The sequence below is a fragment of the Klebsiella sp. CN_Kp113 genome (assembly GCF_040064585.1).
Taxonomy (GTDB): domain Bacteria; phylum Pseudomonadota; class Gammaproteobacteria; order Enterobacterales; family Enterobacteriaceae; genus Klebsiella; species Klebsiella michiganensis.
The window spans coordinates 162,030-184,505 of sequence record NZ_JBEAID010000001.1; the positions used below are offsets into that span (position 1 = coordinate 162,030).

A 22,476-nucleotide genomic window follows, 5' to 3' on the forward strand; every position below is an offset into this window, starting at 1 on the left:
TTACCAGCCGCCCCCGCCGCCGCCGCCCGAGCCGCCTCCGGATGAACCGCCTCCGGAGGAACCGGAGCCGCTGTAACCTGAACCTGATGATGAACCGCTCCCTGAACCGCTATCCGGCGTTGACATAGAGGCGGTTCGGCAGGCTTCGCTGAAGTGGTGGACGCTTCCCCAGTCGGCGCCGGCAAACGCATGCGACACGGCGCCTGTACTACTCAGGTAGTGGGCAAAGGTATTTGCCCATGTTTTCCCTACGCCAAGCGCCAGGGCAACCGGCAGCAGCGCTTCAAAATGGGAAATCATCTGCTCGGGCGGATAGATAATCTGATAACGATGCTTTTCGGCGGTGCCCAGATAGCGCATCAATCCTTTCGCGATAGCCAGTTCATCAAGCCCGCGCTGCGTATAGCGAGGCGTTTTCCAGGCAACGAAAACGCACAGCACCAGCGCGGCAATAAGCGCGCCAATGTATCCTGACGGAAGCTGGGTGATGGGCAGTATACCAAAGAGAAAAATCCCGCCTCCCAGCGTCGCGAAGGGGCCGAAGATCGCCAAAAAAAAGAGCGGCACCGGCCCCCAGGCACGCCACATTTCCCGCGGGCGGCATATAAAGCGCAGCAAACAGGCGAGCATCGCTCCGCCAATCAGCATAAAAACCGCGGCCGGTATCGTCAGCAGCGCGGCCTCCGTATTAACCCAAAGACCGCAGGCCACCGGCACCAACAGCGCAATGTAGATGCAGCGCCGCAGCGGCTGCCCCCATTTGCGAAATAATTTATCCCGCTGCGCTTCACAACGCTTTTCCTGCTCTTCACGCGCTGTCTGCATCGATCGCTGATGGGCCTTGCTGAGATCGATATTTTTTTGTTTACCTTTAAAGAGCGTACTTAATAGCTGCCTGTCATCATAGTTTAATTGCCGGTTTCCCTCGACGGGCAAACGGGTCAGCCGCTGTTTTACGCCGGCGTTCGCAAGCCACGGGTTAGGGGTGTGTTGACTGTCCCCGCTGACCGCCATTCCGCGTTTAACCACCAGCGCTAATAAATCGCTACTAAAAGCCACATCATCATATTTACGCCGGGTGATAAAACGCAGGTAGCCGGGAGACATGCCGGGAGGCGGCGAATAAAGCGCAACGACCGGCGGCATTTTTAGTCCGGCTTTGGTGACGTTTTTTCGCCACCACATCAGGTAATAAGCGGCCATCAGCAGCAGAGGTAGCCAGACCACGCTGGTTTTTAGGGTGGGGATAAGGAGATGCACCAGCGGCAAAGCGGCCTCCGGCGCCGGAGCGTCGGCAAGGATCGACCGAGGCCAGGTATAGACAACGGTCAGCCCCTCCCCCCGCGCCAGAGGCCGCAGGGTGCGTACGCTACCGTCAGGAAGCACCTGCGCGTTGTGTTCTTTCGCCCCTGCGACGCCGGTATAAACATCAAGCGATCGCACTCTGGCGTCCTTAGCGTCGGCGTTGAGATTTCCGGCGGCGTCCGGCAGTTCAAGACGAAAGCTGGCCTTGCTGATAGGCCACGCCCAGTCATTGCCCGTCACGTTCCAGTAAAGCTCATCCCATTCGGGGAAGCGGCTGAAATGGTTGCTGATTTGATAGCGAATCTCGTAGTTATAGATCCCTGGTTTCAGGACCCGTTCGCCGCTGCCTATGCGTACCGTCAGGTTTTTTTCCGCTTCATCAAGGCTAAACGGCTCAGGCACGCCATCGCGCAACACCGACTCAATCGCGTAATACACGCGAAAGATCTTGCCGTCCTGGCGGTTCCAGGTCAGGGGCAGCGTACGGAAAATCCCCCGCCGAATCTGCCTGCCCAGAGAAAGTACTTTGATATTTTCCCGCATCTCCATGCTACCGTCCGGGTTAAAGCGCGCCCGGGCATCGAAAGAGAGGATATGTTCATACGCTGGAATAGCGCCAACGGGAAGCTGGGAAGCATCCTTGATGATGATCATGTCGCCGGCGGCAAAAGCCGCGCTGATGTTCAGAAGCAGCAGCAGGACGAGGGTGCGCAGCCCCCGAAAAAGCAAATTCACCATTTAATCACGCCATCCGCGGTGATTTAGCTTCTTCTGGTGAGTCCAGCTCGAAGAAAACTTCCGTTTGAAAATTAAACAGTCGCGCCAGCAGCAGGCTGGGGAAAGACTCGACCAGGATATTGAAATCGCGCACCGTACCGTTGAAGTAGCGGCGAGCCATCTGCAGCTGCTCTTCTATTTCGCTGAGAGATTGCTGTAAGGCAAGGTAGTTTTCGCTGGCTTTAAGTTCCGGGTACGCTTCGCCAAGCGCGAAAACGCGCCCTAGCGTACCAGAGTACTGGCGTTCGCTGTCGGCGATCTGTCGGGTGCTGCCGACCAGTTCGCCGCGCTGGCGGGAGATCTCTTCCAGCAGTTCTTTTTCATGCTGCGCATAGCGTTTCACCAGGCTCAGTAGATTCGGCGCCAGGTCGTGGCGGCGCTTAAGCTGTACGGCAATGCCGCTCCAGGCTTCGTCCTTGAAACGTCGCAGGGAGATAAAGCGGTTATAGGTCATCACGACCCAGATGAGGACGACAACGAGGACGGCAAGGCCGATATACATTTCCATATGCAAGATCCATGAGCAGAGTAGGCTTTAGACCAGGACACCAGAGTCCGTGGCGATGGCACTCATACTGGCACATTCGTCCCTGCCGGGTAAATCAGCTTGTCGCTACAGATAAAGAAAAACCGCCGGTCCTGCCCAAAGCCTGTTGGCGTTATTGGGCAAGACCGGCGGTCTTAAGTCAGCGCGCTGAGTTATTCAGCAGGTGCAGGCATTTTACCTTCCGGCGCTTTACGATCTGTCAGATGCTTCTCAAAATTGGCATTGAACTGCTTTTTCTGTTCCGGCGTCAGAATGTTGTAAATCTTATTCTGGGTTTCCAGACGAGCCAGCGCCATCTCTTTATGCTGGGCTTCCATCTTATCAATCTGCGCTTCCGCTTTTGCCTTATCGAAGGTATCGCTGGCTACCAGCTCATGCATCGCGCGGCGCTCATCCAGGGACGGACGCTTCATGTTGTCGCGCTGGCTCTTCATAATGTCGCGGATTTGCGTTTTCTGCGCATCGGTCAGGTTCAGCCCTTTAAACATCATTTCATGTGGGCCCGCAGGTCCGCGCTTATGATGCATCATCGGCGCGTTATCGGTTGGGGTTGCAGTAGCGTCAGCCGCGTGGGCCAGGTTAGCCGCGCCCAGAGCCAGAGTAGAGGCAACAAACAGTGCAGTAATCTTCTTCATAGTTCAATCCTTACTTTGCGTTATTCTTACGGCGCGTTGCCGTGTTGACGAGATTAACTTTACGACGTTTATCGTCAATTAATCAGAGCAAGCGTAAAACATTGAAAGTGTAAAAAACATTTTCTCGCCAATTATGGAGAAAATAAGGAAAATGAGGGAATAAATGCAATAAAAAATAAATAAGCAACTGTTTTATTGGGAAATTATGAAGATTATAAATCAGCAGAGATTAAAAACAAAGCATTTAACCAGGAATAATCTGCAATCAATGGACAGAGCACGAAAAAATAAGATGGCTGCGGAAAAATAAACGCTGAAATAAATGCCGCCGCCCGGACGGGCGACGGATTCACCGGAAGCGCTCCAGCATGAGCCCGGCGCGCTGGCCGAAGGCGACGCTGGGATTGGGAAACAAAACGTACTCTTGCTCCCTTTCCACTATGTAGCGGGTATCGCCATCCTCAGCAAGCAGCGTCCCGGCGGCAAACGGCGTAAAGTTCAGCGTCTGCGCCGACATATGCAGCCGGAAACTGTCGCTGCTGCGGGTAATTTGCTGTACCACCCTGTAGCGCAGCGGCGCGTGCGCCTCTTCCGCCGCCACTTCTCCCGCCAGCAGCAGCGACAGCGCGCGTTGAGTCGCCGCGAACAAGCGCAGATCGTTTTCGCCAAAAGGTAGCGCCTTGCCGAGCTCCAGCGTGCAGGAGCGCGCGCCGAAGCGTTCGCAGCTGAAATGGGTAAAAGTCCCGCCAGGCTGCTGATGAAACACCAGCGCCTCCAGCCCTGCCGCCCCTAACCAGCGCAAAAACGCTTCATCCCACGGCGTATCCCGCGCCGGCAGGACACCAAAGCGGGTATGCAGCGAACCGCGTATGGCGGTATGTAAATCCAGGTGCCAGCGCTCGCCGGGCGTCCCGGCATAAAATCGCGCCAGCGCATGCTCCAGCTGCCGGGCGCGAACGGTTTCATCGCTGGCGCTAAAAGCGCGCCATCGCTCGCCGAACATCCGGTTGATATCGCTGTGCATATAGCGCTTGTTGGCCCGCAGCGCCGGAGGGTTACCAAAGATCGCCAGCAGCCGCCAGCGGAGCGGTATTTCCCCACGAAACAGCTGCCGCAGCAGTAAATCGGTGATTTCGACCGGCGCGGTTTCATTGCCGTGAAGCCCGGATGACAAAACCAATGACCGATCGCAGGGTTCATGAGGAATGAGCTGCAGAATACCGCAGTCAATCCAGTGCCAGCGAAAATGCGCGGTTTGACCATGGAAATGGTGGGGCAGACGCCCCGCCAGAGTAAGTGCCAGAAAGTCGTCCACGACGCCTCCTTATTGCTGAAACGGATACACTGAGCCCAGGCGCAGGATTTGCGTTAAGCGGTCGAGCGCCTCGCGGCCTTCGCGCAGCAGCTGCGGATCCGCGAGATCGACCTGGGTCAGGCGATCGCGATAGTAGCGGTCTACCCAGTCATTAAGGGTGGCGAACAGCGTATCGTTCATCATGACCGCCGGATTCACCGCCTGTCGCTCGTCCTCCGTCAGCACCACCCGCAGCCTCAGGCAGGCAGGGCCGCCGCCGTTGGCCATGCTTTCGCGCAGATCGTAAACCTGTAGCTCATCGATGGGGTTATCGCCCTCCACCAGCCGGTTCAGGTAGCGCCAGACGCCTGGGTGTTCCTGCGCTTCCAGCGGCAAAATCAGCCGCATCCCGCCTTCTTCTTTGCTCAGCAGCTGGCTGTTGAACAGATAGGTCGCCACCGCCTCTTCCACCGAAACCTGACTCGCCGGCACCACCAGCGGCGTAAAGCCGGAGACCTGCTGCGCCAGCTGCTGCAGGAGCTGCGGCTGGTCAACAAACGCCTGCTCGTGGCAAAACAGCACCTGCTGATTGCTTACCGCAATCACATCGTTATGAAACACGCCCTTATCAATCACCGCCGGATTTTGTCGGGCGAAAATCACCTGCCGGGGATTGACCTGATTCAGGCGGGCGACGGCCTGGCTGGCCTCGAGCGTCTGCCGCGCCGGGTAGCGCAGCGGATTATCTTCGCCCCCCTGCTGGCGGCCGTAAATAAACAGCTGCACGCCGGGCGCGCCGTAGTCGCCGCCGAGGCGGTTGTGGTTTGCCGCCCCTTCATCGCCGAACAGCGATACCTGGGGCAGCGCGCCGTGTACGGCAAACCGCTGCTCATCGGGGAAAATCGCCCGCAGCAGCGCTTCGGTGGTCGGCGCTTCGCTGGCGCGATGGAATTTATCGTTCAGGTTGGCGACGGTCAGATGCACCCGGCCATCCAGCGAATCGGCCGAGGGGGAGACCGTGGCGGCGTTAGCCACCCACATCGATGACGCGGAGCTGACCGCCGAGAGCAGTTCCGGCGCCTGGCGCGCCGCCTTTTCCAGCACCTGCTCATCGCTACCGCTAAAACCGATCTGCCGCAACAGCGGAATGTTTGGCCGCTCCTGCGGCGGGATCAGCGCCTGCGGATAGCCAGCATCCGCCAGCGCTTTCATTTTTTTCAGCCCCTGCTTTGCCGCCAGCTGCGGGTTCGACACCCGATAGCGGTGCTTCGTCGAGGCTTCGTTGCCGAAAGATAAACCCGCATAGTGGTGGGTCAGGCCCGGCAGCCCGTCAAAGTTCACTTCCCGGGCTTTCATTGTGATGTCTCCTTACGGAAATTCAGCCCGGGGCTGAGGGTTGCCGGCAGCGCCAGCTCCGGTGATTCGAGACTGGCCATCGGCCAGGCGCAATAGTCTGCGGCGTACCACGCCCCCGGCCGGTGGTTACCGGAAGCGCCGGTACCGCCGAACGGCGCGGTGCTGGCGGCGCCGGTTAAGGGTTTGTTCCAGTTAACGATCCCGGCCCGCGCCTCCAGCAGCAGCTGGTCGAATTTGTCGCGTTCGGCGGAGATCAGCCCGCAGGAAAGCCCGAAACGGGTCGCGTTAGCGAGGGCAATCGCCTCATCGAAATGGTCATAGCGCCAGACGCAGAGCAGCGGCCCGAAGACCTCTTCGTCGGCCACCTGCGCCACCGCGCTCATCTCGATAATACCCGGCGTCAGCAGCGAGGTTCCGGCCTGCAGCAGGCGCGGCTCCAACAGGGTTTTTCCGCCGCTGGCCACGTGGGCCAGCCAGGCCTGATGTACCTTTTGCGCGGCCTGCGCTGAAATTAACCCGCCGAGGAACGGCTGAGGTTCAGCGTCCCACGCGTCGGGAATCAGCGTTTGTGACACCGTCACAAGCCGCTGAAGAAACGCATCGCCGGCCTCGCCGCGTTTTACCAGCAGCCGGCGCGCGCAGGTACAGCGCTGTCCGGCAGTAATAAACGCCGACTGAATGGTCAGATGGACCGCGGCGTCGATATCCTGTGGGTCATCGACGATCAGCGGGTTGTTGCCGCCCATCTCAAGAGCGAGAATTTTTTCCGGCTGCCCGGCAAGCTGGCGATGAAGTTGAAAACCCGTCGCAGAGCTGCCGGTAAATAGCAGGCCGTCGATGTCCGCCTGGCCGCTCAGCGCTTCGCCGGTTTCCCGCCCGCCCTGGAGCAGGTTAAGCACGCCCGGCGGCAGGCCGGCTTCGGCCCATAGCTTCACCACCGCCTCTCCGCTTTGAGGCGTCAGCTCGCTGGGTTTGAATACCACGGTATTTCCCGCCAGCAGCGCCGGAACGATATGCCCGTTAGGCAAATGTCCGGGAAAATTGTAGGGGCCAAAGACCGCCAGCACGCCGTGCGGCCGATGGCGAAGCGTCGCCTCTCCGTCCGCCATCGCGGTCTGCGCTTCCCCCGTACGGCTATGATACGCGTTCACCGAAATGGCGATTTTGTTGATCATCGCGGTAATTTCCGTTGCCGCTTCCCAGCGCGGTTTGCCGGTCTCCTGGGCGATAATCCTGGTTAATTCACCTTTGTTCGCTTCCAGTAACGAAGCAAACTTTTCCGCTATCGCTTTCCGGGCGGCAAACGGCTGACGCGCCCACGCGGGAAACGCCGCGCGCGCCGCGGTGACCGCCAGCGCCACCTGCCCGGCATCGGCATCGTTGCCCTGCCACAGCAGCGCCTGGCTTACCGGGTTATGTTTACTACGGGCCGGGCCGCGACCGCTTTGCCAGTCGCCGTTAATCCATAAACTCATGATTTTTTCTCCTCAGGGCACAGACGAACCAGGCGAATCTGGTCGCCGGGGTGGCATTTCAGGGCATCCAGCTCGCGCGCGCTTAGCACCAGGCGGTCGCTCTCCGGGTCGGCGTGAACGAGCATGGCGCGAAACTGCTGGTACTGCTCATTAGCAACCAGACAGGCCGGCCACTCGCCCGGCGCGGGCTGGCCTTCGACGACGGTGACCAGCCGGCTTTTGCGAATGGCCCGCACCCGGTCAATTTCGCACTCCAGCGTCGGGCCGCCGTCGAAGATATCGACGTAGTTGAGATAGCGAAATCCCTCTTTCTCCAGCACCGCGCGTGCCGGCGCGGTTTGCGGATGGACCTCGCCGATGACCGCTCGCGCTTCGTCGCTTAAAAAGTCGATATACAGCGGGTGCTTCGGCATCAGCGCGGCGATGAACGCCTTCTGCCCGGTGCCGCACAGGTAGTCGGCGCGGGAGAACTCCATCGCGAAGAAGCGTTTCCCGAGACTCTCCCAGAACGGCGAGTAGCCGTGTTCGTCAATGACGCCGCGCATTTCCGCCACGACCTTATCGTTGAAACGTTCGCGAAAGGCGGCCATAAACAGAAAACGCGATTTCGACAGCAGATAGCCGTTGCCCTCTTTACGCCATTTTGGATCCAGGAACAGCGTACACAGTTCGCTGCTGCCGGTATGGTCGTTACTGAGAAACAGCGTCGGCAGGGCGTTGTAGACGTTAAGCTCTTTCGATGCGTGCACCTGGGTACCGACGCGATAGTTGTACCAGGGGTCGTTAAGCCCCACGGCCACCTCAATGGCGCAAATTCCCGCTACCGCGCCGCTGGCGCAGTCCTCAAGAACGAACACATAACCCTGCTCGCTTTTCGGCAGCTCGCCGCGCCAGGTCATCTGCGAACGTTCAATGCGCGCGGCCAGCGTGGCCTCATCGGCCGGCAGCGACGTCAGGCCGCCGCCGGTCTCGCCCGCCAGGGTCATTAGCCCCGGCAGATCGCCTTTTTCTACAGGACGGATCACCATCATGATGAGACCCCCGCGAGAAAGCGTTTGCAGGCCAGTTCGAAGCGATCCAGCCCGGCGTTGATCTCTTCTTCGCTGATAATCAGCGCCGGAGCGAAACGCACCACGTTGGCGCCGGCGATCAGCATCATCAGCCCCTCTTCCGCCGCCTCATTACTGATGGTCTTCGCCTTGCCGGCATATTCATCCTTCAGCACGCAGCCGATAAGCAGCCCCAGGCCGCGAATCTCTTTAAACAGGCCGTAACGCGCGTTAATCGCGTTGAGCCGTTCGCAGAACCATTGATGGCGCTGCTTAACGCCGCTGAGCACTTCGCGGGTGTTGACGATGGCAAACACTTCTCCCGCCACCGCGCAGGCCAGCGGGTTGCCGCCGTAGGTCGTGCCGTGGGTGCCGACGGTCATCACGCTGGCGCAGCGCTCCGATGCCAGCAGCGCGCCGATCGGGAAACCGCCGCCCAGCGCTTTCGCGGTGGAAAGCACGTCCGGCGTCACGCCGTAGTGCATATAGGCGTACAGCTCCCCGGTACGGCCGACGCCGGTCTGGACTTCGTCGAAAATCAGCAGCGCGTTGTGCGCATCGCACAGTTCACGCAGGCCGCGCAGGAAGTCCGCATCCGCAGGCACGACGCCGCCTTCACCCTGCATCGGTTCAACGATCACCGCGCAGGTATTGTCGTCGATCAGCGCCTTTGCCGAGTCGAGGTCGTTATAGATGGCGTGCTGAATCTGCGGCGGCAGCGGCGCAAAATCCTGCGAATAGGCCGGCTGGCCGCCAGCGGAAACGGTAAACAGCGTGCGGCCGTGGAAGGCATTCTTGAACGCCACGATGCCGCTTTTCTCACTGCCGAAACGATCGTGGGCATATTTGCGCGCCAGTTTTAGCGCCGCTTCGTTGGCTTCGGCCCCGGAGTTACAGAAAAAGACCCGGTCGGCAAAAGTGGCGTCAATCAGCTGCTTAGCCAGACGCAATACCGGCTCATTGGTATAGCCGTTACCGGTATGCCAGAACTTTTCCGCCTGCGCGGTCAGCGCTTTAACCAGCCGAGGATGAGCGTGACCGAGGGCGTTCACCGCAATGCCGCCGGCAAAATCGATATACTCTTTTCCCTGCTGATCCCACAGGCGTGACCCCTCGCCGCGTACCGGAATAAAAGCCGCTGGCGCGTATACAGGCATCATCCATTCATCAAAGTTGCTACGCGTAATTGACTGAGACATATCGACCTCTTCCGGTAAATAAAAAGTTTAAATAATGTTAATGAATATGGTTATTACGCTGTAAATGTAGATTGCACGGTTCGTGCCAGCCAGAGGTAAAAATGCATAAATCGAGGTCGTCAACGAAATATCAATAAGTTACGAAAGACCGTTATTCACATAAAATGCATAAAAAGTGAATAAAAATACTAAAAGAGGCTTTTACAGTGGAATAAAAAGAAAGATTATGCAGGGGTAAGATATAATTCTGTAATTGTGATCCTTGACGAAATTTATCGGCAATAATCGCCCTTTTTTGGCGCAGCGCGTCCCAGAATGGTGCACAGTTTGTGCAAACAGGCTACCAACCGCTGCAATCGGCAGAATAAATCGCCTTTGCGCAGCCAGCCCGGCGAATTTCTGCTACCATCCCTGCACTATTCACCTTGCACAGTGGCAGCGACTATGAAATTTGTCTCTTTTAATATCAACGGCCTGCGTGCCCGCCCGCATCAGCTGGCCGCCATCATCGATAAACACCAGCCCGACGTCATCGGCCTACAGGAAACCAAAGTTCACGACGATATGTTTCCTCTCGAAGAGGTGGCAAAGCTGGGCTATAACGTCTTTTATCACGGGCAGAAAGGCCATTACGGCGTCGCGCTGCTGACCAAAGAGACGCCGATCTCCGTGCGTCGCGGTTTCCCAAACGATGGTGAAGAGGCCCAGCGCCGCATCATCATGGCGGAAATCCCTTCCCCGTTTGGCAACGTGACGGTGATTAACGGCTATTTCCCGCAGGGCGAAAGTCGCGATCATGAAACCAAATTCCCGGCGAAGGCGGCGTTTTATCAGAACCTGCAAAACTACCTTGATACCGAACTGAATAAAGAGAATCCGGTACTGATCATGGGCGACATGAATATCAGCCCGACCGATCTCGATATCGGCATCGGTGAAGAGAACCGCAAGCGCTGGCTGCGTACCGGCAAGTGTTCCTTCCTGCCGGAAGAGCGCGAATGGATGGAGCGCCTGCTGAGCTGGGGCCTGGTGGATACTTACCGCCATGCGAATCCGCAGGATAACGAACACTTCTCGTGGTTCGACTATCGCTCTAAGGGCTTTGACGATAACCGCGGGCTGCGTATCGATCTGCTGCTGGCAAGCACCCCGCTGGCGCAGCGCTGCATCGAAACCGGCATCGACTACGAAATTCGCGCAATGGAAAAGCCGTCCGACCACGCGCCGGTATGGGCGACCTTTAAAGTCTAAATATTCCCTCCGTCAGGCTCTCCCGTCCGGAGAGCCTGAGCCATATCAAAAAAGCCGCCGTCAGAGATTGTGAACGGCGGCAAACTATTATACTGTCGCGCGCACTTCAGACCGCCCGCGCCATACAGGAGAACCCAATGCAAAAGAAGCCGTCATAAAGCAGAATATAAGCTGCTTTTTGTTGTGGTGATATTGAGCATTGTCGCCTGTATTATTCAGCAATCGGGTTTTGCCGGGCTGGTTACCCATTTTGATCGTCTGCGCGAAATGATCCGCCAGAGCGGCGCCTTCGGCTATACGCTCTATATTCTGCTGTTTATCGTCGCCACCCTTTTTTTGCTACCGGGCACTCTTTTAGTGATTGCCGGCGGGGTGATTTTCGGTCCGCTGGCGGGAACCTTGCTATCGCTGCTGGCGGCGACGCTCGCCTCCTCCGCGTCGTTTCTGTTCGCCCGCTGGCTGGGCCGCGAGCTGCTGCTTAAATACGTCGGGCAGACGGCGATTTTTCAGGCCATTGAAAAAGGCATCGCCCGTAGCGGCACCGATTTTTTAATTCTGACCCGGCTCATCCCGCTGTTTCCCTATAATGTACAGAACTACGCCTATGGCCTGACGGCGATTCCATTCTGGTCGTTTACCTTTATTTCCGCCCTCACCACCTTGCCCGGCATATTTATCTATACGCTGATGGCCAGCGAGCTTATCCGCGAGGGTATCACCCCCCTGTTTATACTGAAGCTGACCCTCGCGGGGCTGGCTTTATTTGTCCTGATTCAGGCGGCGAAAAGATATGCCCGCTATCGGCGAATCGAGACATCACGGATACAGGCTCACGATGAAAAATAGCAACGCGCGCTACCGGCTAGCCATCGGCATGACGCTGTTTGCGCTTCTGCTGGCATGGTGGCTGATACCCGGCGTCAATGAGTTTATGCAGCGCAGCCTCGCCGCTTTTGCCACGCTCGATCAGCAGGCTATTGAACGCTTTATCGACTCCTGGGGCCCGCAGGCGGCGCTGGTCTCCTTCGCCCTGATGATTTTGCAGGCGATTATCGCCCCGCTTCCCGCCTTCCTGATCACCTTCGCTAACGCTTCCCTGTTCGGCGCCTTCTGGGGCGGCGCGCTGTCGTGGGTGAGCGCGATGGCCGGCGCGGCGCTGTGCTTTTTTATCGCCAGAGCGCTCGGCCGCGACGCGGTGGAAAAGCTCACCGGCAAGAGCGTACTGCAGAGTATGGATGGCTTTTTTACCCGCTACGGCAAACACACCATATTAATCTGCCGTCTGCTCCCTTTCGTTCCCTTCGACCCGGTGAGCTACGCCGCCGGGCTGACGTCAATGCGCTTTCGCCACTTTATGCTGGCCACCGGTCTCGGCCAGCTGCCCGCGACGATAGTCTATTCGTGGACCGGCAGCCTGCTGACCGGCGGCACATTCTGGCTGGTGACCGGTTTATCGATCCTGTTTGCGCTGGCGATTGTGGTGGTCGTCGCGAAAGCGCTCTATCTTGAACAACAAAAGAGGCGTTCACGATGAGCTTACCCCCTCTGAAGTCTATTCCGCTGATTCTTCGCCCGCAGGCCTGGCTGCATCGTCGCCACTACGGCGAGGTGCTCAGCCCTATCCGCTGGTGGGGCCGTATTCCGCTGGTGTTTTACCTGGTGTCGATGTTCGTCGGCTATCTGGAACGCAAGCGTTCGCCCCTCGATCCGGTGCTGAGATCGCTGGTCAGCGCCCGCGTCGCGCAGCTGTGCCTGTGCGAGTTTTGCATTGATATCACCAATATGAAGCTGGCGGAACGCAGCGGCGGCAGCGCTAAGCTGCTGGCGGTCGCCGAATGGCGGAACAGCGCGCTGTTCAGCGACCGCGAGCGGCTGGCGCTGGAGTATGCCGAGGCGGCCAGCATGACGCCGCCGGTGGTCGACGATGCGCTGCGCGACAGGCTGGCAGGCCAGTTTGACGCCCGCGCGCTCACCGAACTCACGGCGCTGATCGGTTTACAAAACCTGTCGGCGCGCTTTAATTCGGCCATGGCGATCCCCGCCCAGGGATTGTGCCGGATCCCAACCGATTCAAAACCATAAGGAGTGGTTATGCGCAGTGTGCTGGTCTTCGCTTTGCTGTTGCTCTCCCCGCTGGCCGCCAGCGCCGGCTGGCAATCCCTACAACAAGAAGCCCGCGGCCAGACGGTGTGGTTTAACGCCTGGGGCGGCGATCCGGCGGTGAACCGCTATCTCGACTGGGTCAGCGGTGAGGTAAAGCGCGACTACGCTATCGACCTGCGCATCGTGCATATTGCGGATGCCGCCGACGCGGTAAAGCGCATCCAGACCGAAGCCCGCGCCGGACGCAGTAAAGGCGGTTCCATCGATCTGCTTTGGGTCAACGGCGAAAACTTCCGCACCCTGAAAAACGCCAGGCTGCTGCAAACCCGGTGGGCGGAAACCCTGCCCAACTGGCGCTTTGTCGATACGCAAAAGCCGGTGCGCGAGGATTTCTCCATCCCCACCGACGGCGCCGAGTCGCCGTGGGGCGGCGCGCAGCTCACTTTTATCGCCCGCCGCTCACAAACGCCCGACGGGCCCACCACTCCGCAGGCGCTGCTGGCTTTCGCCGCCGCGCATCCCGGCAGCGTCACCTACCCGCGTCCGCCGGATTTTACCGGTACCGCGTTTCTTGAACAGCTGCTGCTGACGCTGACTCCGCGGCCCGACGCGCTACGCCAGCCGCCTGAGGAGGCCACCTTCGCCGCCGTGACCGCGCCGCTGTGGCACTATCTTGATCGGCTTCACCCTCTGCTGTGGCGCCAGGGCCGCGACTTCCCGGCTTCGCCCGCCCGCATGGATGCCATGCTTAAAAATGGGACCCTCAGGCTGTCCATCACCTTTAACCCGCTGCACGCGCAGCAAAAAGCGGTCAGCGGCGAGCTGCCGAAAGACAGCTACGGTTTCGGCTTCCGCGAGGGGATGCTTGGCAACGTCCACTTTGTGGCGATCCCGGCCAATGCCCGGACGACGGCGGGGGCGAAAGTGGTCGCGAATTTCCTGCTCTCGCCGCAGGCCCAGCTGCGCAAGGCCGACCCGACTGTGTGGGGCGACCCCAGCGTGCTGGATCCGGCGAAATTAACCGAGACTGAGCGGCAGGCCTTTAACGCCGTTGTGCCGCAGAATATGCCGCCGATGCTGGGTGAACCGCACGCGGCCTGGGTTGACGCGCTGGAGCAGGAATGGCTGCGCCGCTACGGCACGCACTAAGGCTGCTGGCCTGGGCCGCCGTCGCGCTGATCTATCTGCCGCTGCTGCCGGCCGCTGCGCTGATGGCGCTTCCGGCGCTCCGCCGCGCGCGCTGGCTGTCGCTGTTTGCCGACCCGCAATTCAGCCAGGCGCTGGCGGCGACTCTCGTCTCAACCCTGCTATCGGTTGGCGGCGCGCTGATCATCACGCTCACCGTCGTGGCCGCACTCTGGCCGTCGGGCGGCTGGCGGCGGCTGGCCGCAAGGCTCCCTCTGCTGCTGGCGGTACCTCACGTGGCCTTCGCCACCGCAGCCCTGCTGCTCTTCGCCGATGGCGGCTGGCTCCCGCGCCTGTTGCCCTTTTTTACCCCGCCGGTTGACCGCTACGGCATTGGACTGGGCCTGACGATGGCGCTCAAAGAGAGCGCGTTTCTGCTGTGGGTGGTTTATGGCCTGTTAGGCGAGAAACGCCTGGCCGGACAGGCGACGGTATTAAAAAGCCTCGGCTACGGACGCTGGCAGTGCCTGAAATGGTTAGTCTTGCCCACGCTGCTTCCGGCGCTGTCGATAGCGCTGCTGGCCACCGCCGCCTGGAGCCTTTCGGCGGTCGACGTCGCGCTGGTGATTGGCCCGGGTAACCCGCCGACGCTGGCGGTGCTGGCCTGGCAATGGTTAAGCCAGGGCGATGAGATCCAGCAGGCGAAAGGCGCCCTCGCCAGCCTGGTACTGCTGCTGACGCTCGCCATCATGGCGCTGGCGGCGTGGGGAGTCTGGCGTCTCTGGCGACGGCGGATCCCGCAGGTTCAGGGGATCCGCCGCCCGCAGCCGCGGGCGCTCGCCGGGAAAAGCTTCGCCCTTCTTCTGCCGCTGTGCGGCGTGGCCTGCGCCCTGCTGCTTGCCGCGGCGGCGCAGAATAGCCAGCCGGTCAGCGATAGCGTCAGCAACAGCCTGTGGCTTGGACTCTGCTCAGCGTCGCTCGGCGCGGTTATCTGCCTGCTGTGGCTGGCGTCTGGCCCTTCCCGTTTCGACGGATGGATCTGGCTGCCGCTGATTTTACCGGCGCTGCCGCTGGTAGACGGCCAATATCAGCTGGCGCTGTATACGTGGCTGGACGGCGAGTGGGTCGCCGTTTTATGGGGGCACCTGCTGTGGGTCGTGCCGTGGATGCTGTTTATTCTGCGTCCCGCCTGGCGCGCTCGCGACCCGCGCATGGAGCTGCTCGCCCGCACCCTCGGCTGGCAACGAGGCCGCATCTTCTGGCTGGTTACCTTACCCGCCCTGACGCGTCCTCTGCTGACCGCGCTGGCGGTGGGCTTTTCGGTAAGCATCGCGCAATATCTGCCGACGTTATGGCTGGGGGGCGGACGGTTCCCGACGCTCACCAGCGAAGCCGTCGCGCTGAGCAGCGGCGGCGAGACGTCCACTCTGGCCGCGCAGGCGCTATGGCAGCTACTGCTGCCGGCGCTGTTTTTTGCCGCCACCGCGCTGCTGGCCTGGCTGACCGGCCGCTATCGACAAGGATTACGCTAATGTTGATCGTCAAAAACCTGACTCTCAGCCTCAACGGAGAGCCGCTGCTGCGCAACGTCGACTTTTCCGTTGCTCCCGGCGAGATACTGACCCTGATGGGCCCCTCGGGCAGCGGTAAATCAACTCTGTTCGCCTGGATGGTCGGCGCGCTGGCGGAGAATTTTCGCGCCGCCGGCGAGCTGTGGCTGGATAACCAGCGCTGCGACAGTTTACCCACCGAGCGACGGCGCATCGGCATCCTGTTCCAGGACGCGCTGCTGTTCGACCACTTCAGCGTCGGGCAAAATTTACTGCTGGCGCTTGCCGCTGACGTCCGCGGCCCCCAGCGCAAAGCCCAGGTCGAACAGGCGCTGGAGCGCGCCGGTCTGGCGGGGTTTTATACGCGCGATCCGGCCACCCTTTCCGGCGGCCAGCGGGCGCGGGTCAGCCTGCTGCGCGCCCTGCTGGCCCGACCGCGGGCGCTGCTGCTGGATGAGCCGTTTAACCGCCTCGACGTTGCGCTGCGCGCCGATTTTCGCCGCTGGGTGTTCAACGAACTGGCGCGGCAGGCGATCCCCGCGGTGCTGGTCACGCATGATGACCAGGATACGCCCGCCGGCGGACGCTGTTTGCATATGGGGCTCTGGCAATGAAAGCCTGCGCTATCGCAAAGAATTCTCCGCGTTGTTCGCGGAGAATTGCCGCTCAATTTTCTACTGCCGGGCATTTCGATGAAACGTGTTTCTCAATTGACCGCACTCGCCCTGCTGATGGGGCTTGCTGCTGCTTCCACCTCCGCCGCTGACACCATGCCAACGCTAACGCTTTCCACGCTGCAACAGCACAACGGCGTCGCTATTGACACGCGCCTTAGCGCTTTCTATAACGGTTGGCCGCAAGGCGCCGACGGCCCTCAGGGCCATGAACCGCAGGCGCTCAACCTCGCCGCCAGCTGGCTTGGCTCGCTGAACGATGAACAGCTGAGCGCCTGGGCTAAGCTGCACAATCTGCAGGCCTCTACGCCGATTGCGCTGTACGGCAACGCCGACGACAACGCGAAAGTCGCGGCGCGCCTTAAGGCGGCTGGTTTCACTCACCTCAGCTCGCTCGGCGACGCCCTGAGCCAGGCGGACCGCCTGCAGAAGCTGCCGCATTTTGAACAGCTGGTGTATCCGCAGTGGCTGCACGACCTCCAGCAGGGTAAACCGGTCACCGCCGCGCCTGCCGGGCAATGGAAGGTGTTCGAGGCCGCCTGGGGCGCGCCGAAGTTTTATCTGCTGAGCCATATTCCGGGCGCCGGGTATATCGATACCAACGAGGTGGAGAGCGAGCCGCTATGGAACAAAGTCTCCGACGCGCAGCTTAAAGCGATGCTGGCAAAACACGGTATTCGCCATGACACCACGGTGATTTTGTACGGTCGCGACGTGTATGCCGCCGCCCGCGTGGCGCAGATCATGCTCTACGCCGGGGTGAAGGATGTGCGCCTGCTCGACGGCGGCTGGAAAACCTGGTCCGACGCCGGGCTGCCGGTCGAGCGCGGAACGCCGCCGAAGCAGAAGCCCGAGCCGGAGTTCGGCGCGCCGATCCCGGGTCAGCCGCAGCTGATGCTCAATACCGAGCAGGCTCGCGCCCTGCTGCACCGTCAGGACGCCTCGCTGGTGAGCATTCGTTCCTGGCCGGAGTTTATCGGCACCACCAGCGGCTACAGCTATATCAAGCCGATGGGGGAGATTGCCGGGGCCCGCTGGGGTCATGCCGGAAGCGACTCCACCCATATGGAGGATTTCCATAATCCGGACGGCACCATGCGTAGCGCAGATGATATCGCCGCGATGTGGAAATCATGGAATATTCTGCCGAACCAGCAGGTCTCTTTTTACTGCGGTACCGGCTGGCGCGCCTCAGAAACCTTTATGTACGCCCGGGCGATGGGCTGGAACAACGTCTCGGTCTACGACGGCGGCTGGTACGAGTGGAGCAGCAACCCGAAAAACCCGGTCTCGCGCGGGGAACGCGGCCCGGAAAGCAGTATGTAATTCGCCTGTTGGCCATATGCACCGCCGGGAAGCATCCTTCCCGGCGCATTTCCCGAAGACGGCGCTGGCGCACCGGACCGCTGACGACTGCGGCCCCGTAGCCCGGCTAAGCGCAGCCCGAGCCGGGAAAAACCCGCCCATCAATCTCTTACCTGCTTCAGGGTAAGGTATCCGCTCCACACCCGCGTAAAGGTCGTCAGCCAGCACAGTGCGCCAAACATCCACGCCAGCCACGCAAACCACGCCGGAAACAGGCAGCTCAGCACAAATAGCGCGATTGTTTCCGTCCCTTCCGTCAGCCCGCCGAGATAATAAAACGATTTGTGGGCGTAGCCCGGATTATCGATTTGATGCTTAGCCGCCAGCGCGGCAAAGGCGAGAAAGCTGCTGCCGGTACCGATAAACGCGAACAGCAGCCAGCCGCCCGCCAGCGCGTTGTGCGCCGGATCGGCAAGAATAAAGCCAAACGGCACCAGGGCGTAAAACAGGAAATCGAGCGAAATATCGAGAAAACCGCCCGCATCGGTTAATCCGCGTCGCCGGGCCAGCGCGCCGTCCAGGCCATCCAGCAGTCGGTTGAGCACGATCGCCGCCAGCGCCGCCGGATACCAGCCCAGGGCTAAAAACGGCAGCGCCAGCACGCCAATCGCAAAGCCAAAGAGCGTCAGGCCATCGGGAGAGATAGCCGGACGATCCAGCAGGGCGGCGGCGGCGTTGAGGACAGGTTTCAGGCGGGGATGCAAATGACGGTCAAGCACAAAGTCTCTCCAGTGAATTCAGGGTTGTTTGACGGGGACAAGGACGGTGATAATAGGCCATTATCCCGTACAGAACGATGATTCACATGCTAAAAACCCTTGATGTTGTTGCCGCCATTATCGAACGCAACGGGCAAATTCTGCTGGCGCAGCGGCCGCCCCACGCGGATCAGCCGGGAATGTGGGAACTGGCCGGCGGTAAAGTCGAACCCGGCGAAACCCAGGCCCAGGCGCTGGCGCGCGAGCTCCAGGAGGAGCTGGCGATCGACGCCCGGCCGGAATGCTACATCGCCAGCCACCAGCGCGAAGTGTCCGCTCGCCTGATACATCTTCACGCCTGGTGGGTTCCGCATTTTAACGGCGAACCCATCGCCCGCTACCACAGCCAGCTGCGCTGGTGTTCACCGCAGGAGGCGTTAACCTTCCCTCTTGCGCCAGCCGATATTCCCCTGCTCGAAGCCTTTATCGCCCAGCGCGCCGCTCTCCATTCCCGCTAATTTTATCGGGTGGTTGTCATCGTTTTTGATTATGACCACCGCCTGATTATAAATTTTGCTTTCTGAACAATTTTTCCTTGCTTAACTAACGATTTCCGATGGTATAGTCGGAAAATCGGCTTTTTCAAGGGCCGAATCATAATAAATAGACGCAACCACAACCATAAGGGGAACTTATATCTATGGATCAGACGTGCACTCTGGAAGGTTTTCTCGCCCGCGTTCAACAGCGCGATCCAAATCAAACTGAATTTGCTCAGGCGGTCCGCGAGGTGATGACCACCCTGTGGCCATTCCTTGAGGAAAATCCGCGCTATCGTCAGATGAATTTGCTGGAACGTCTGGTTGAACCGGAGCGTGCTATCCAGTTCCGCGTCGTTTGGGTTGATGACCGCAATCAGGTTCAGGTTAACCGCGCCTGGCGCGTGCAGTTCAACTCCGCCATCGGCCCGTATAAGGGCGGTATGCGTTTCCATCCCTCTGTAAACCTGTCGATTCTGAAATTCCTCGGCTTTGAACAAACCTTCAAAAACGCCCTCACCACCCTGCCTATGGGCGGCGGTAAAGGCGGCAGCGACTTCGATCCTAAAGGAAAAAGCGATGGCGAAGTGATGCGTTTCTGCCAGTCGCTGATGACTGAGCTCTATCGCCACCTCGGTCCGGATACCGACGTGCCGGCCGGTGATATCGGCGTGGGCGGTCGTGAAGTGGGCTTTATGGCCGGAATGATGCGTAAGCTCTCCAACAACAGCGCCTGCGTCTTCACCGGTAAAGGCCTCTCCTTCGGCGGCAGCCTGATTCGTCCGGAAGCCACCGGTTACGGACTGATTTACTTCACCGAAGCGATGCTTAAACGCCACGGTTTGGGCTTTGAAGGGGCTCGCGTCGCGGTGTCCGGGTCGGGCAACGTGGCGCAGTACGCGATTGAGAAAGCCATGGAGCTCGGCGCACGGGTGATTACGGCTTCCGACTCCAACGGTACCGTGGTTGACGAATCTGGCTTCACCAAAGAAAAACTGGCGCGCCTGATCGACATTAAAGAGCGCAGCCACGGCCGCGTGGCGGATTACGCGCGCGAGTTCGGCCTGACCTACCTTGAAGGTAAGCAGCCGTGGTCCGTGCCGGTGGATATCGCTCTGCCGTGCGCCACGCAGAACGAGCTGGACGTCGACGCTGCCCGCCAGCTGATTGCCAACGGCGTGAAGGCCGTCGCGGAAGGCGCCAACATGCCAACCACTATCGCGGCGACCGATCTGTTCCTCGAAGCGGGCGTGCTGTTCGCGCCGGGTAAAGCGGCCAACGCCGGCGGCGTCGCCACTTCAGGACTGGAAATGGCGCAGAACGCCGCGCGTATGGGCTGGAAAGCGGAGAAAGTGGACGCTCGTCTGCACCATATCATGCTGGATATCCACCACGCCTGCGTTGAATACGGCGGTGAAGCGAAGCAGACCAACTACGTACGCGGCGCGAATATCGCCGGTTTCGTGAAGGTTGCCGACGCTATGCTGGCGCAGGGTGTTATTTAAGTCCACTCGCTGAATGAACCCCTGTATATGGGTTCGGAGCATAATTGAACAACCCCGGTTTCCCGGGGTTTTTTATTGCGGACTTTCCGCCGCAGGGCCGGCGGCGCTTTTTTTATCTTTCGCTTTGGCTCTGCCTTTCCCCTTGCTAAAGCTCTTCTTGCCGTCGCCCGGGGCCACAATTCCGCGGAAGCGGCGTACCGGCGTGCTCCTGGCCTGGTCGATAAGCTGGAACAGGGTACCGACCAGCGGCTGCATAAAGTCCTGATAGCGGCACTGTTTCTCGCTGATTTGCGTCAGAATCGATTCCCAGTGGGCGGTCATATCCGGACGCGTCGCCATTTCAGGCAGAGAGTGGAACAGCGCCTTTCCGGCGTCGGTGGAGTGGATATAGCGCCCTTTCTTGGTTAAGAAGCCGCGTTTGAACAACAGTTCGATAATCCCGGCGCGGGTTGCCTCCGTACCGAGGCCATCCGTTGCGCGCAGGATTTTCTTCAGGTCTTTATCCTGCACAAAGCGGGCAATACCGGTCATCGCCGATAGCAGCGTCGCATCGGTAAAATGACGCGGCGGCTGGGTCTGACGCTCCACCACTTCGCCTTTTTCGCACAGCAGCTCGTCATCCTTTGCCACCACCGGCAGCGGCATGCCGTCGTTCTCTTCATCGCGCTCTTTATTGCCCAGCAGGGTTCGCCAGCCCGCTTCCGCCAGAAAACGCGCTTTGGCAACGAACTTGCCGTTGGCGATATCGAGATCGATCTGGCATTTGCGGAACACCGCATCCGGGCAGAACTGCATCAGATACTGGCGGGCAATCAGGCCGTAAACCTTTTCTTCGTTGTCGCTGAGTTTTACCTGCGAACTGCGGGCGGTCGGAATAATCGCGTGGTGGGCATCGACCTTTTTATCGTCCCAGCAGCGGTTACGGATCTCCGGATCCACCACCGGCTGCGGCAGCAGATCCGCCGCGTGCACGCCGATCGCGTTCAGCACCGCATGGCGCCCGGCAAAATGCTCCTCCGGCAGGTAGCGGCTATCCGAACGCGGATAGGTAATCAGCTTATGGGTTTCGTACAGCTTCTGGCAGATATCCAGCACGTTCTGCGCGCTAAAGCCGAAGCGCTTCGCGGCTTCAATCTGCAGCGCCGAGAGGGAGAACGGCAGCGGCGCTGGCTCAGAGTCCCGCTTATCGTTATAAGCGGTGACCGTCGCCGGCTGCCCCTCAATGCGCTTGACGACGTGCTCGGCAAGCGAGCGATGCAGCAGTCGCCCCTCTTCATCCTGGTACGGTTCACAGGCCTCGCTGGGCACCCAGGTGGCGACAAAACGCTCATCCTTGGGGGTAACGATATGCGCCTTGACGTCGAAGAAGTCTTTAGCGACGAAGTTTTCAATCTCTTCATCGCGGCGTACCACCAGGCCAAGCACCGGCGTTTGCACGCGCCCGACCGAGAGTACCCCCTGGTAACCCGCGTTACGGCCAAGGATGGTGTACGCGCGGGTCATATTGATCCCGTATAGCCAGTCGGCGCGGGCGCGGGCCAGCGCGGAGACGCACAGCGGAACAAATTCGCTGTTGGCGCGCAGGCGGTTAATCGCCCGCTCCACCGCCTGCGGGTTGAGATCGTTAATCAGGCAGCGCTGCACCTGCTGACGCTTTTCCGGCGCCAGCTGCAGGTAGTCAAGTACCTCATCCACCAGCAGCTGCCCCTCTCTGTCCGGGTCACCCGCATGAATGACTTCCTGCGCATCGCCGAGCAGACGCTTAATCACGTTAAGCTGTTTGGTCACCGACGGTTTAGGCTGGAGCTGCCACTTTTCCGGCACGATAGGCAAGTCGAGCAGGTTCCAGCGCGCATAGCGAGCATCGTAGACGTCGGGCTGGGCCTGCTCCAGCAGGTGGCCGATGCACCACGTGACCACCTGCCCGTTACCGCACTCAATGTAGCCGTCGCCTTTGCGATGCGGTTTTGGCAGCACATCGGCGATGGCGCGGCCGAGACTCGGTTTTTCTGCAATAAACAGCCGCATG

20 protein-coding genes are annotated in these 22,476 nt (G+C 59.9%); 10 read left to right on the forward strand and 10 right to left on the reverse strand.

What is annotated here, in order from left to right:
• The 8 genes from ABLV30_RS00895 to ABLV30_RS00930 all read right to left on the reverse strand — a co-directional run bounded on the left by ABLV30_RS00895 (position 1) and on the right by ABLV30_RS00930 (position 9,637).
• The gene (locus ABLV30_RS00895; RefSeq protein WP_348865490.1) at positions 1-2,043 is read right to left on the reverse strand and encodes a DUF2207 domain-containing protein; all 2,043 of its coding nucleotides are present in this window, start codon (positions 2,041-2,043) and stop codon (positions 1-3) included.
• Between the two features lie 4 nt (positions 2,044-2,047).
• Positions 2,048-2,590 carry a LemA family protein gene (locus tag ABLV30_RS00900; RefSeq protein ID WP_014228982.1) on the reverse strand — a complete coding sequence of 181 codons (543 nt, stop codon included), beginning with the start codon at positions 2,588-2,590 and terminating at the stop codon, positions 2,048-2,050.
• 191 nt (positions 2,591-2,781) lie between these two features.
• Positions 2,782-3,264, reverse strand: coding sequence for an ATP-independent periplasmic protein-refolding chaperone Spy (spy, locus tag ABLV30_RS00905; RefSeq protein WP_014228981.1), 483 nt, complete (start codon positions 3,262-3,264; stop codon positions 2,782-2,784).
• A gap of 349 nt (positions 3,265-3,613) precedes the next feature.
• Positions 3,614-4,579, reverse strand: a complete 966-nt coding sequence (gene astE, locus ABLV30_RS00910) for a succinylglutamate desuccinylase (RefSeq protein ID WP_047724034.1) — start codon at positions 4,577-4,579, stop codon at positions 3,614-3,616.
• Between the two features lie 9 nt (positions 4,580-4,588).
• The gene (astB, locus tag ABLV30_RS00915; RefSeq protein ID WP_009653522.1) at positions 4,589-5,914 is read right to left on the reverse strand and encodes an N-succinylarginine dihydrolase; all 1,326 of its coding nucleotides are present in this window, start codon (positions 5,912-5,914) and stop codon (positions 4,589-4,591) included.
• Positions 5,911-7,389 (reverse strand): succinylglutamate-semialdehyde dehydrogenase, encoded by a 1,479-nt coding sequence (gene astD, locus ABLV30_RS00920; protein WP_047724036.1) that lies wholly within the window; start codon positions 7,387-7,389, stop codon positions 5,911-5,913. The genes astB and astD overlap by 4 nt, the downstream gene beginning before the upstream one ends.
• Positions 7,386-8,420: an arginine N-succinyltransferase gene (gene astA, locus ABLV30_RS00925; protein WP_014228978.1), complete on the reverse strand. Its 1,035-nt coding sequence runs from the start codon at positions 8,418-8,420 to the stop codon at positions 7,386-7,388. The genes astD and astA overlap by 4 nt, the downstream gene beginning before the upstream one ends.
• Positions 8,417-9,637: an aspartate aminotransferase family protein gene (locus tag ABLV30_RS00930; RefSeq protein ID WP_064358733.1), complete on the reverse strand. Its 1,221-nt coding sequence runs from the start codon at positions 9,635-9,637 to the stop codon at positions 8,417-8,419. The genes astA and ABLV30_RS00930 overlap by 4 nt, the downstream gene beginning before the upstream one ends.
• Before the next feature lie 444 nt (positions 9,638-10,081).
• Here ABLV30_RS00930 and xthA point away from each other — a divergent pair, with 444 nt between their 5' ends.
• From xthA to ABLV30_RS00970, 8 genes are all read left to right on the forward strand, one after another.
• The gene (gene xthA, locus ABLV30_RS00935) at positions 10,082-10,888 is read left to right on the forward strand and encodes an exodeoxyribonuclease III (RefSeq protein ID WP_014228976.1); all 807 of its coding nucleotides are present in this window, start codon (positions 10,082-10,084) and stop codon (positions 10,886-10,888) included.
• 183 nt (positions 10,889-11,071) lie between these two features.
• The gene (locus ABLV30_RS00940; protein ID WP_064358732.1) at positions 11,072-11,734 is read left to right on the forward strand and encodes a TVP38/TMEM64 family protein; all 663 of its coding nucleotides are present in this window, start codon (positions 11,072-11,074) and stop codon (positions 11,732-11,734) included.
• Positions 11,724-12,422, forward strand: coding sequence for a TVP38/TMEM64 family protein (locus ABLV30_RS00945; protein ID WP_064358731.1), 699 nt, complete (start codon positions 11,724-11,726; stop codon positions 12,420-12,422). Before ABLV30_RS00940 ends, ABLV30_RS00945 begins: the two co-directional genes overlap by 11 nt.
• Positions 12,419-12,970 (forward strand): carboxymuconolactone decarboxylase family protein, encoded by a 552-nt coding sequence (locus tag ABLV30_RS00950; RefSeq protein ID WP_042944930.1) that lies wholly within the window; start codon positions 12,419-12,421, stop codon positions 12,968-12,970. Before ABLV30_RS00945 ends, ABLV30_RS00950 begins: the two co-directional genes overlap by 4 nt.
• Positions 12,971-12,979: 9 nt before the next feature.
• Positions 12,980-14,140, forward strand: coding sequence for an ABC transporter substrate-binding protein (locus tag ABLV30_RS00955; RefSeq protein WP_265800933.1), 1,161 nt, complete (start codon positions 12,980-12,982; stop codon positions 14,138-14,140).
• Entirely contained in the window at positions 14,113-15,648 is a 1,536-nt protein-coding gene (locus ABLV30_RS00960) for an ABC transporter permease subunit (RefSeq protein WP_064358729.1), read from the forward strand. The genes ABLV30_RS00955 and ABLV30_RS00960 overlap by 28 nt, the downstream gene beginning before the upstream one ends.
• A complete protein-coding gene (locus ABLV30_RS00965) occupies positions 15,648-16,280 on the forward strand; it encodes an ATP-binding cassette domain-containing protein (RefSeq protein WP_014228970.1) in 633 nt (210 codons plus the stop codon). The genes ABLV30_RS00960 and ABLV30_RS00965 overlap by 1 nt, the downstream gene beginning before the upstream one ends.
• 78 nt (positions 16,281-16,358) lie before the next feature.
• The gene (locus tag ABLV30_RS00970) at positions 16,359-17,666 is read left to right on the forward strand and encodes a rhodanese-like domain-containing protein (protein WP_224293003.1); all 1,308 of its coding nucleotides are present in this window, start codon (positions 16,359-16,361) and stop codon (positions 17,664-17,666) included.
• 140 nt (positions 17,667-17,806) lie between these two features.
• On the opposite strand, the gene ABLV30_RS00975 is transcribed toward ABLV30_RS00970, so the two are convergent.
• Positions 17,807-18,424 (reverse strand): CDP-alcohol phosphatidyltransferase family protein, encoded by a 618-nt coding sequence (locus ABLV30_RS00975; RefSeq protein WP_014228968.1) that lies wholly within the window; start codon positions 18,422-18,424, stop codon positions 17,807-17,809.
• Positions 18,425-18,510: 86 nt separating this feature from the next.
• Here ABLV30_RS00975 and ABLV30_RS00980 point away from each other — a divergent pair, with 86 nt between their 5' ends.
• Positions 18,511-18,921 carry a pyrimidine (deoxy)nucleoside triphosphate diphosphatase gene (locus ABLV30_RS00980; RefSeq protein WP_009653472.1) on the forward strand — a complete coding sequence of 137 codons (411 nt, stop codon included), beginning with the start codon at positions 18,511-18,513 and terminating at the stop codon, positions 18,919-18,921.
• Between the two features lie 182 nt (positions 18,922-19,103).
• Positions 19,104-20,447, forward strand: a complete 1,344-nt coding sequence (gene gdhA, locus ABLV30_RS00985) for an NADP-specific glutamate dehydrogenase (RefSeq protein WP_014838187.1) — start codon at positions 19,104-19,106, stop codon at positions 20,445-20,447.
• Positions 20,448-20,519: 72 nt separating this feature from the next.
• On the opposite strand, the gene ABLV30_RS00990 is transcribed toward gdhA, so the two are convergent.
• Positions 20,520-22,475 (reverse strand): DNA topoisomerase III, encoded by a 1,956-nt coding sequence (locus tag ABLV30_RS00990; RefSeq protein WP_014228966.1) that lies wholly within the window; start codon positions 22,473-22,475, stop codon positions 20,520-20,522.
• Position 22,476: the final 1 nt, after the last annotated feature.

Excerpts from the sequence above, each read along its gene's own strand:
- astA (WP_014228978.1), bottom strand. The coding sequence starts at position 8,420 with ATGATGGTGATCCGTCCTGTAGAAAAAGGCGATCTGCCGGGGCTAATG.
- astB (WP_009653522.1), bottom strand. The coding sequence starts at position 5,914 with ATGAAAGCCCGGGAAGTGAACTTTGACGGGCTGCCGGGCCTGACCCAC.
- ABLV30_RS00990 (WP_014228966.1), bottom strand. The coding sequence starts at position 22,475 with ATGCGGCTGTTTATTGCAGAAAAACCGAGTCTCGGCCGCGCCATCGCC.
- gdhA (WP_014838187.1), top strand. The coding sequence starts at position 19,104 with ATGGATCAGACGTGCACTCTGGAAGGTTTTCTCGCCCGCGTTCAACAG.
- ABLV30_RS00960 (WP_064358729.1), top strand. The coding sequence starts at position 14,113 with ATGGCTGCGCCGCTACGGCACGCACTAAGGCTGCTGGCCTGGGCCGCC.
- astD (WP_047724036.1), bottom strand. The coding sequence starts at position 7,389 with ATGAGTTTATGGATTAACGGCGACTGGCAAAGCGGTCGCGGCCCGGCC.
- ABLV30_RS00965 (WP_014228970.1), top strand. The coding sequence starts at position 15,648 with ATGTTGATCGTCAAAAACCTGACTCTCAGCCTCAACGGAGAGCCGCTG.
- ABLV30_RS00930 (WP_064358733.1), bottom strand. The coding sequence starts at position 9,637 with ATGTCTCAGTCAATTACGCGTAGCAACTTTGATGAATGGATGATGCCT.
- ABLV30_RS00945 (WP_064358731.1), top strand. The coding sequence starts at position 11,724 with ATGAAAAATAGCAACGCGCGCTACCGGCTAGCCATCGGCATGACGCTG.
- ABLV30_RS00895 (WP_348865490.1), bottom strand. The coding sequence starts at position 2,043 with ATGGTGAATTTGCTTTTTCGGGGGCTGCGCACCCTCGTCCTGCTGCTG.
- ABLV30_RS00980 (WP_009653472.1), top strand. The coding sequence starts at position 18,511 with ATGCTAAAAACCCTTGATGTTGTTGCCGCCATTATCGAACGCAACGGG.
- xthA (WP_014228976.1), top strand. The coding sequence starts at position 10,082 with ATGAAATTTGTCTCTTTTAATATCAACGGCCTGCGTGCCCGCCCGCAT.
- ABLV30_RS00900 (WP_014228982.1), bottom strand. The coding sequence starts at position 2,590 with ATGGAAATGTATATCGGCCTTGCCGTCCTCGTTGTCGTCCTCATCTGG.
- ABLV30_RS00955 (WP_265800933.1), top strand. The coding sequence starts at position 12,980 with ATGCGCAGTGTGCTGGTCTTCGCTTTGCTGTTGCTCTCCCCGCTGGCC.
- ABLV30_RS00970 (WP_224293003.1), top strand. The coding sequence starts at position 16,359 with ATGAAACGTGTTTCTCAATTGACCGCACTCGCCCTGCTGATGGGGCTT.
- spy (WP_014228981.1), bottom strand. The coding sequence starts at position 3,264 with ATGAAGAAGATTACTGCACTGTTTGTTGCCTCTACTCTGGCTCTGGGC.
- ABLV30_RS00950 (WP_042944930.1), top strand. The coding sequence starts at position 12,419 with ATGAGCTTACCCCCTCTGAAGTCTATTCCGCTGATTCTTCGCCCGCAG.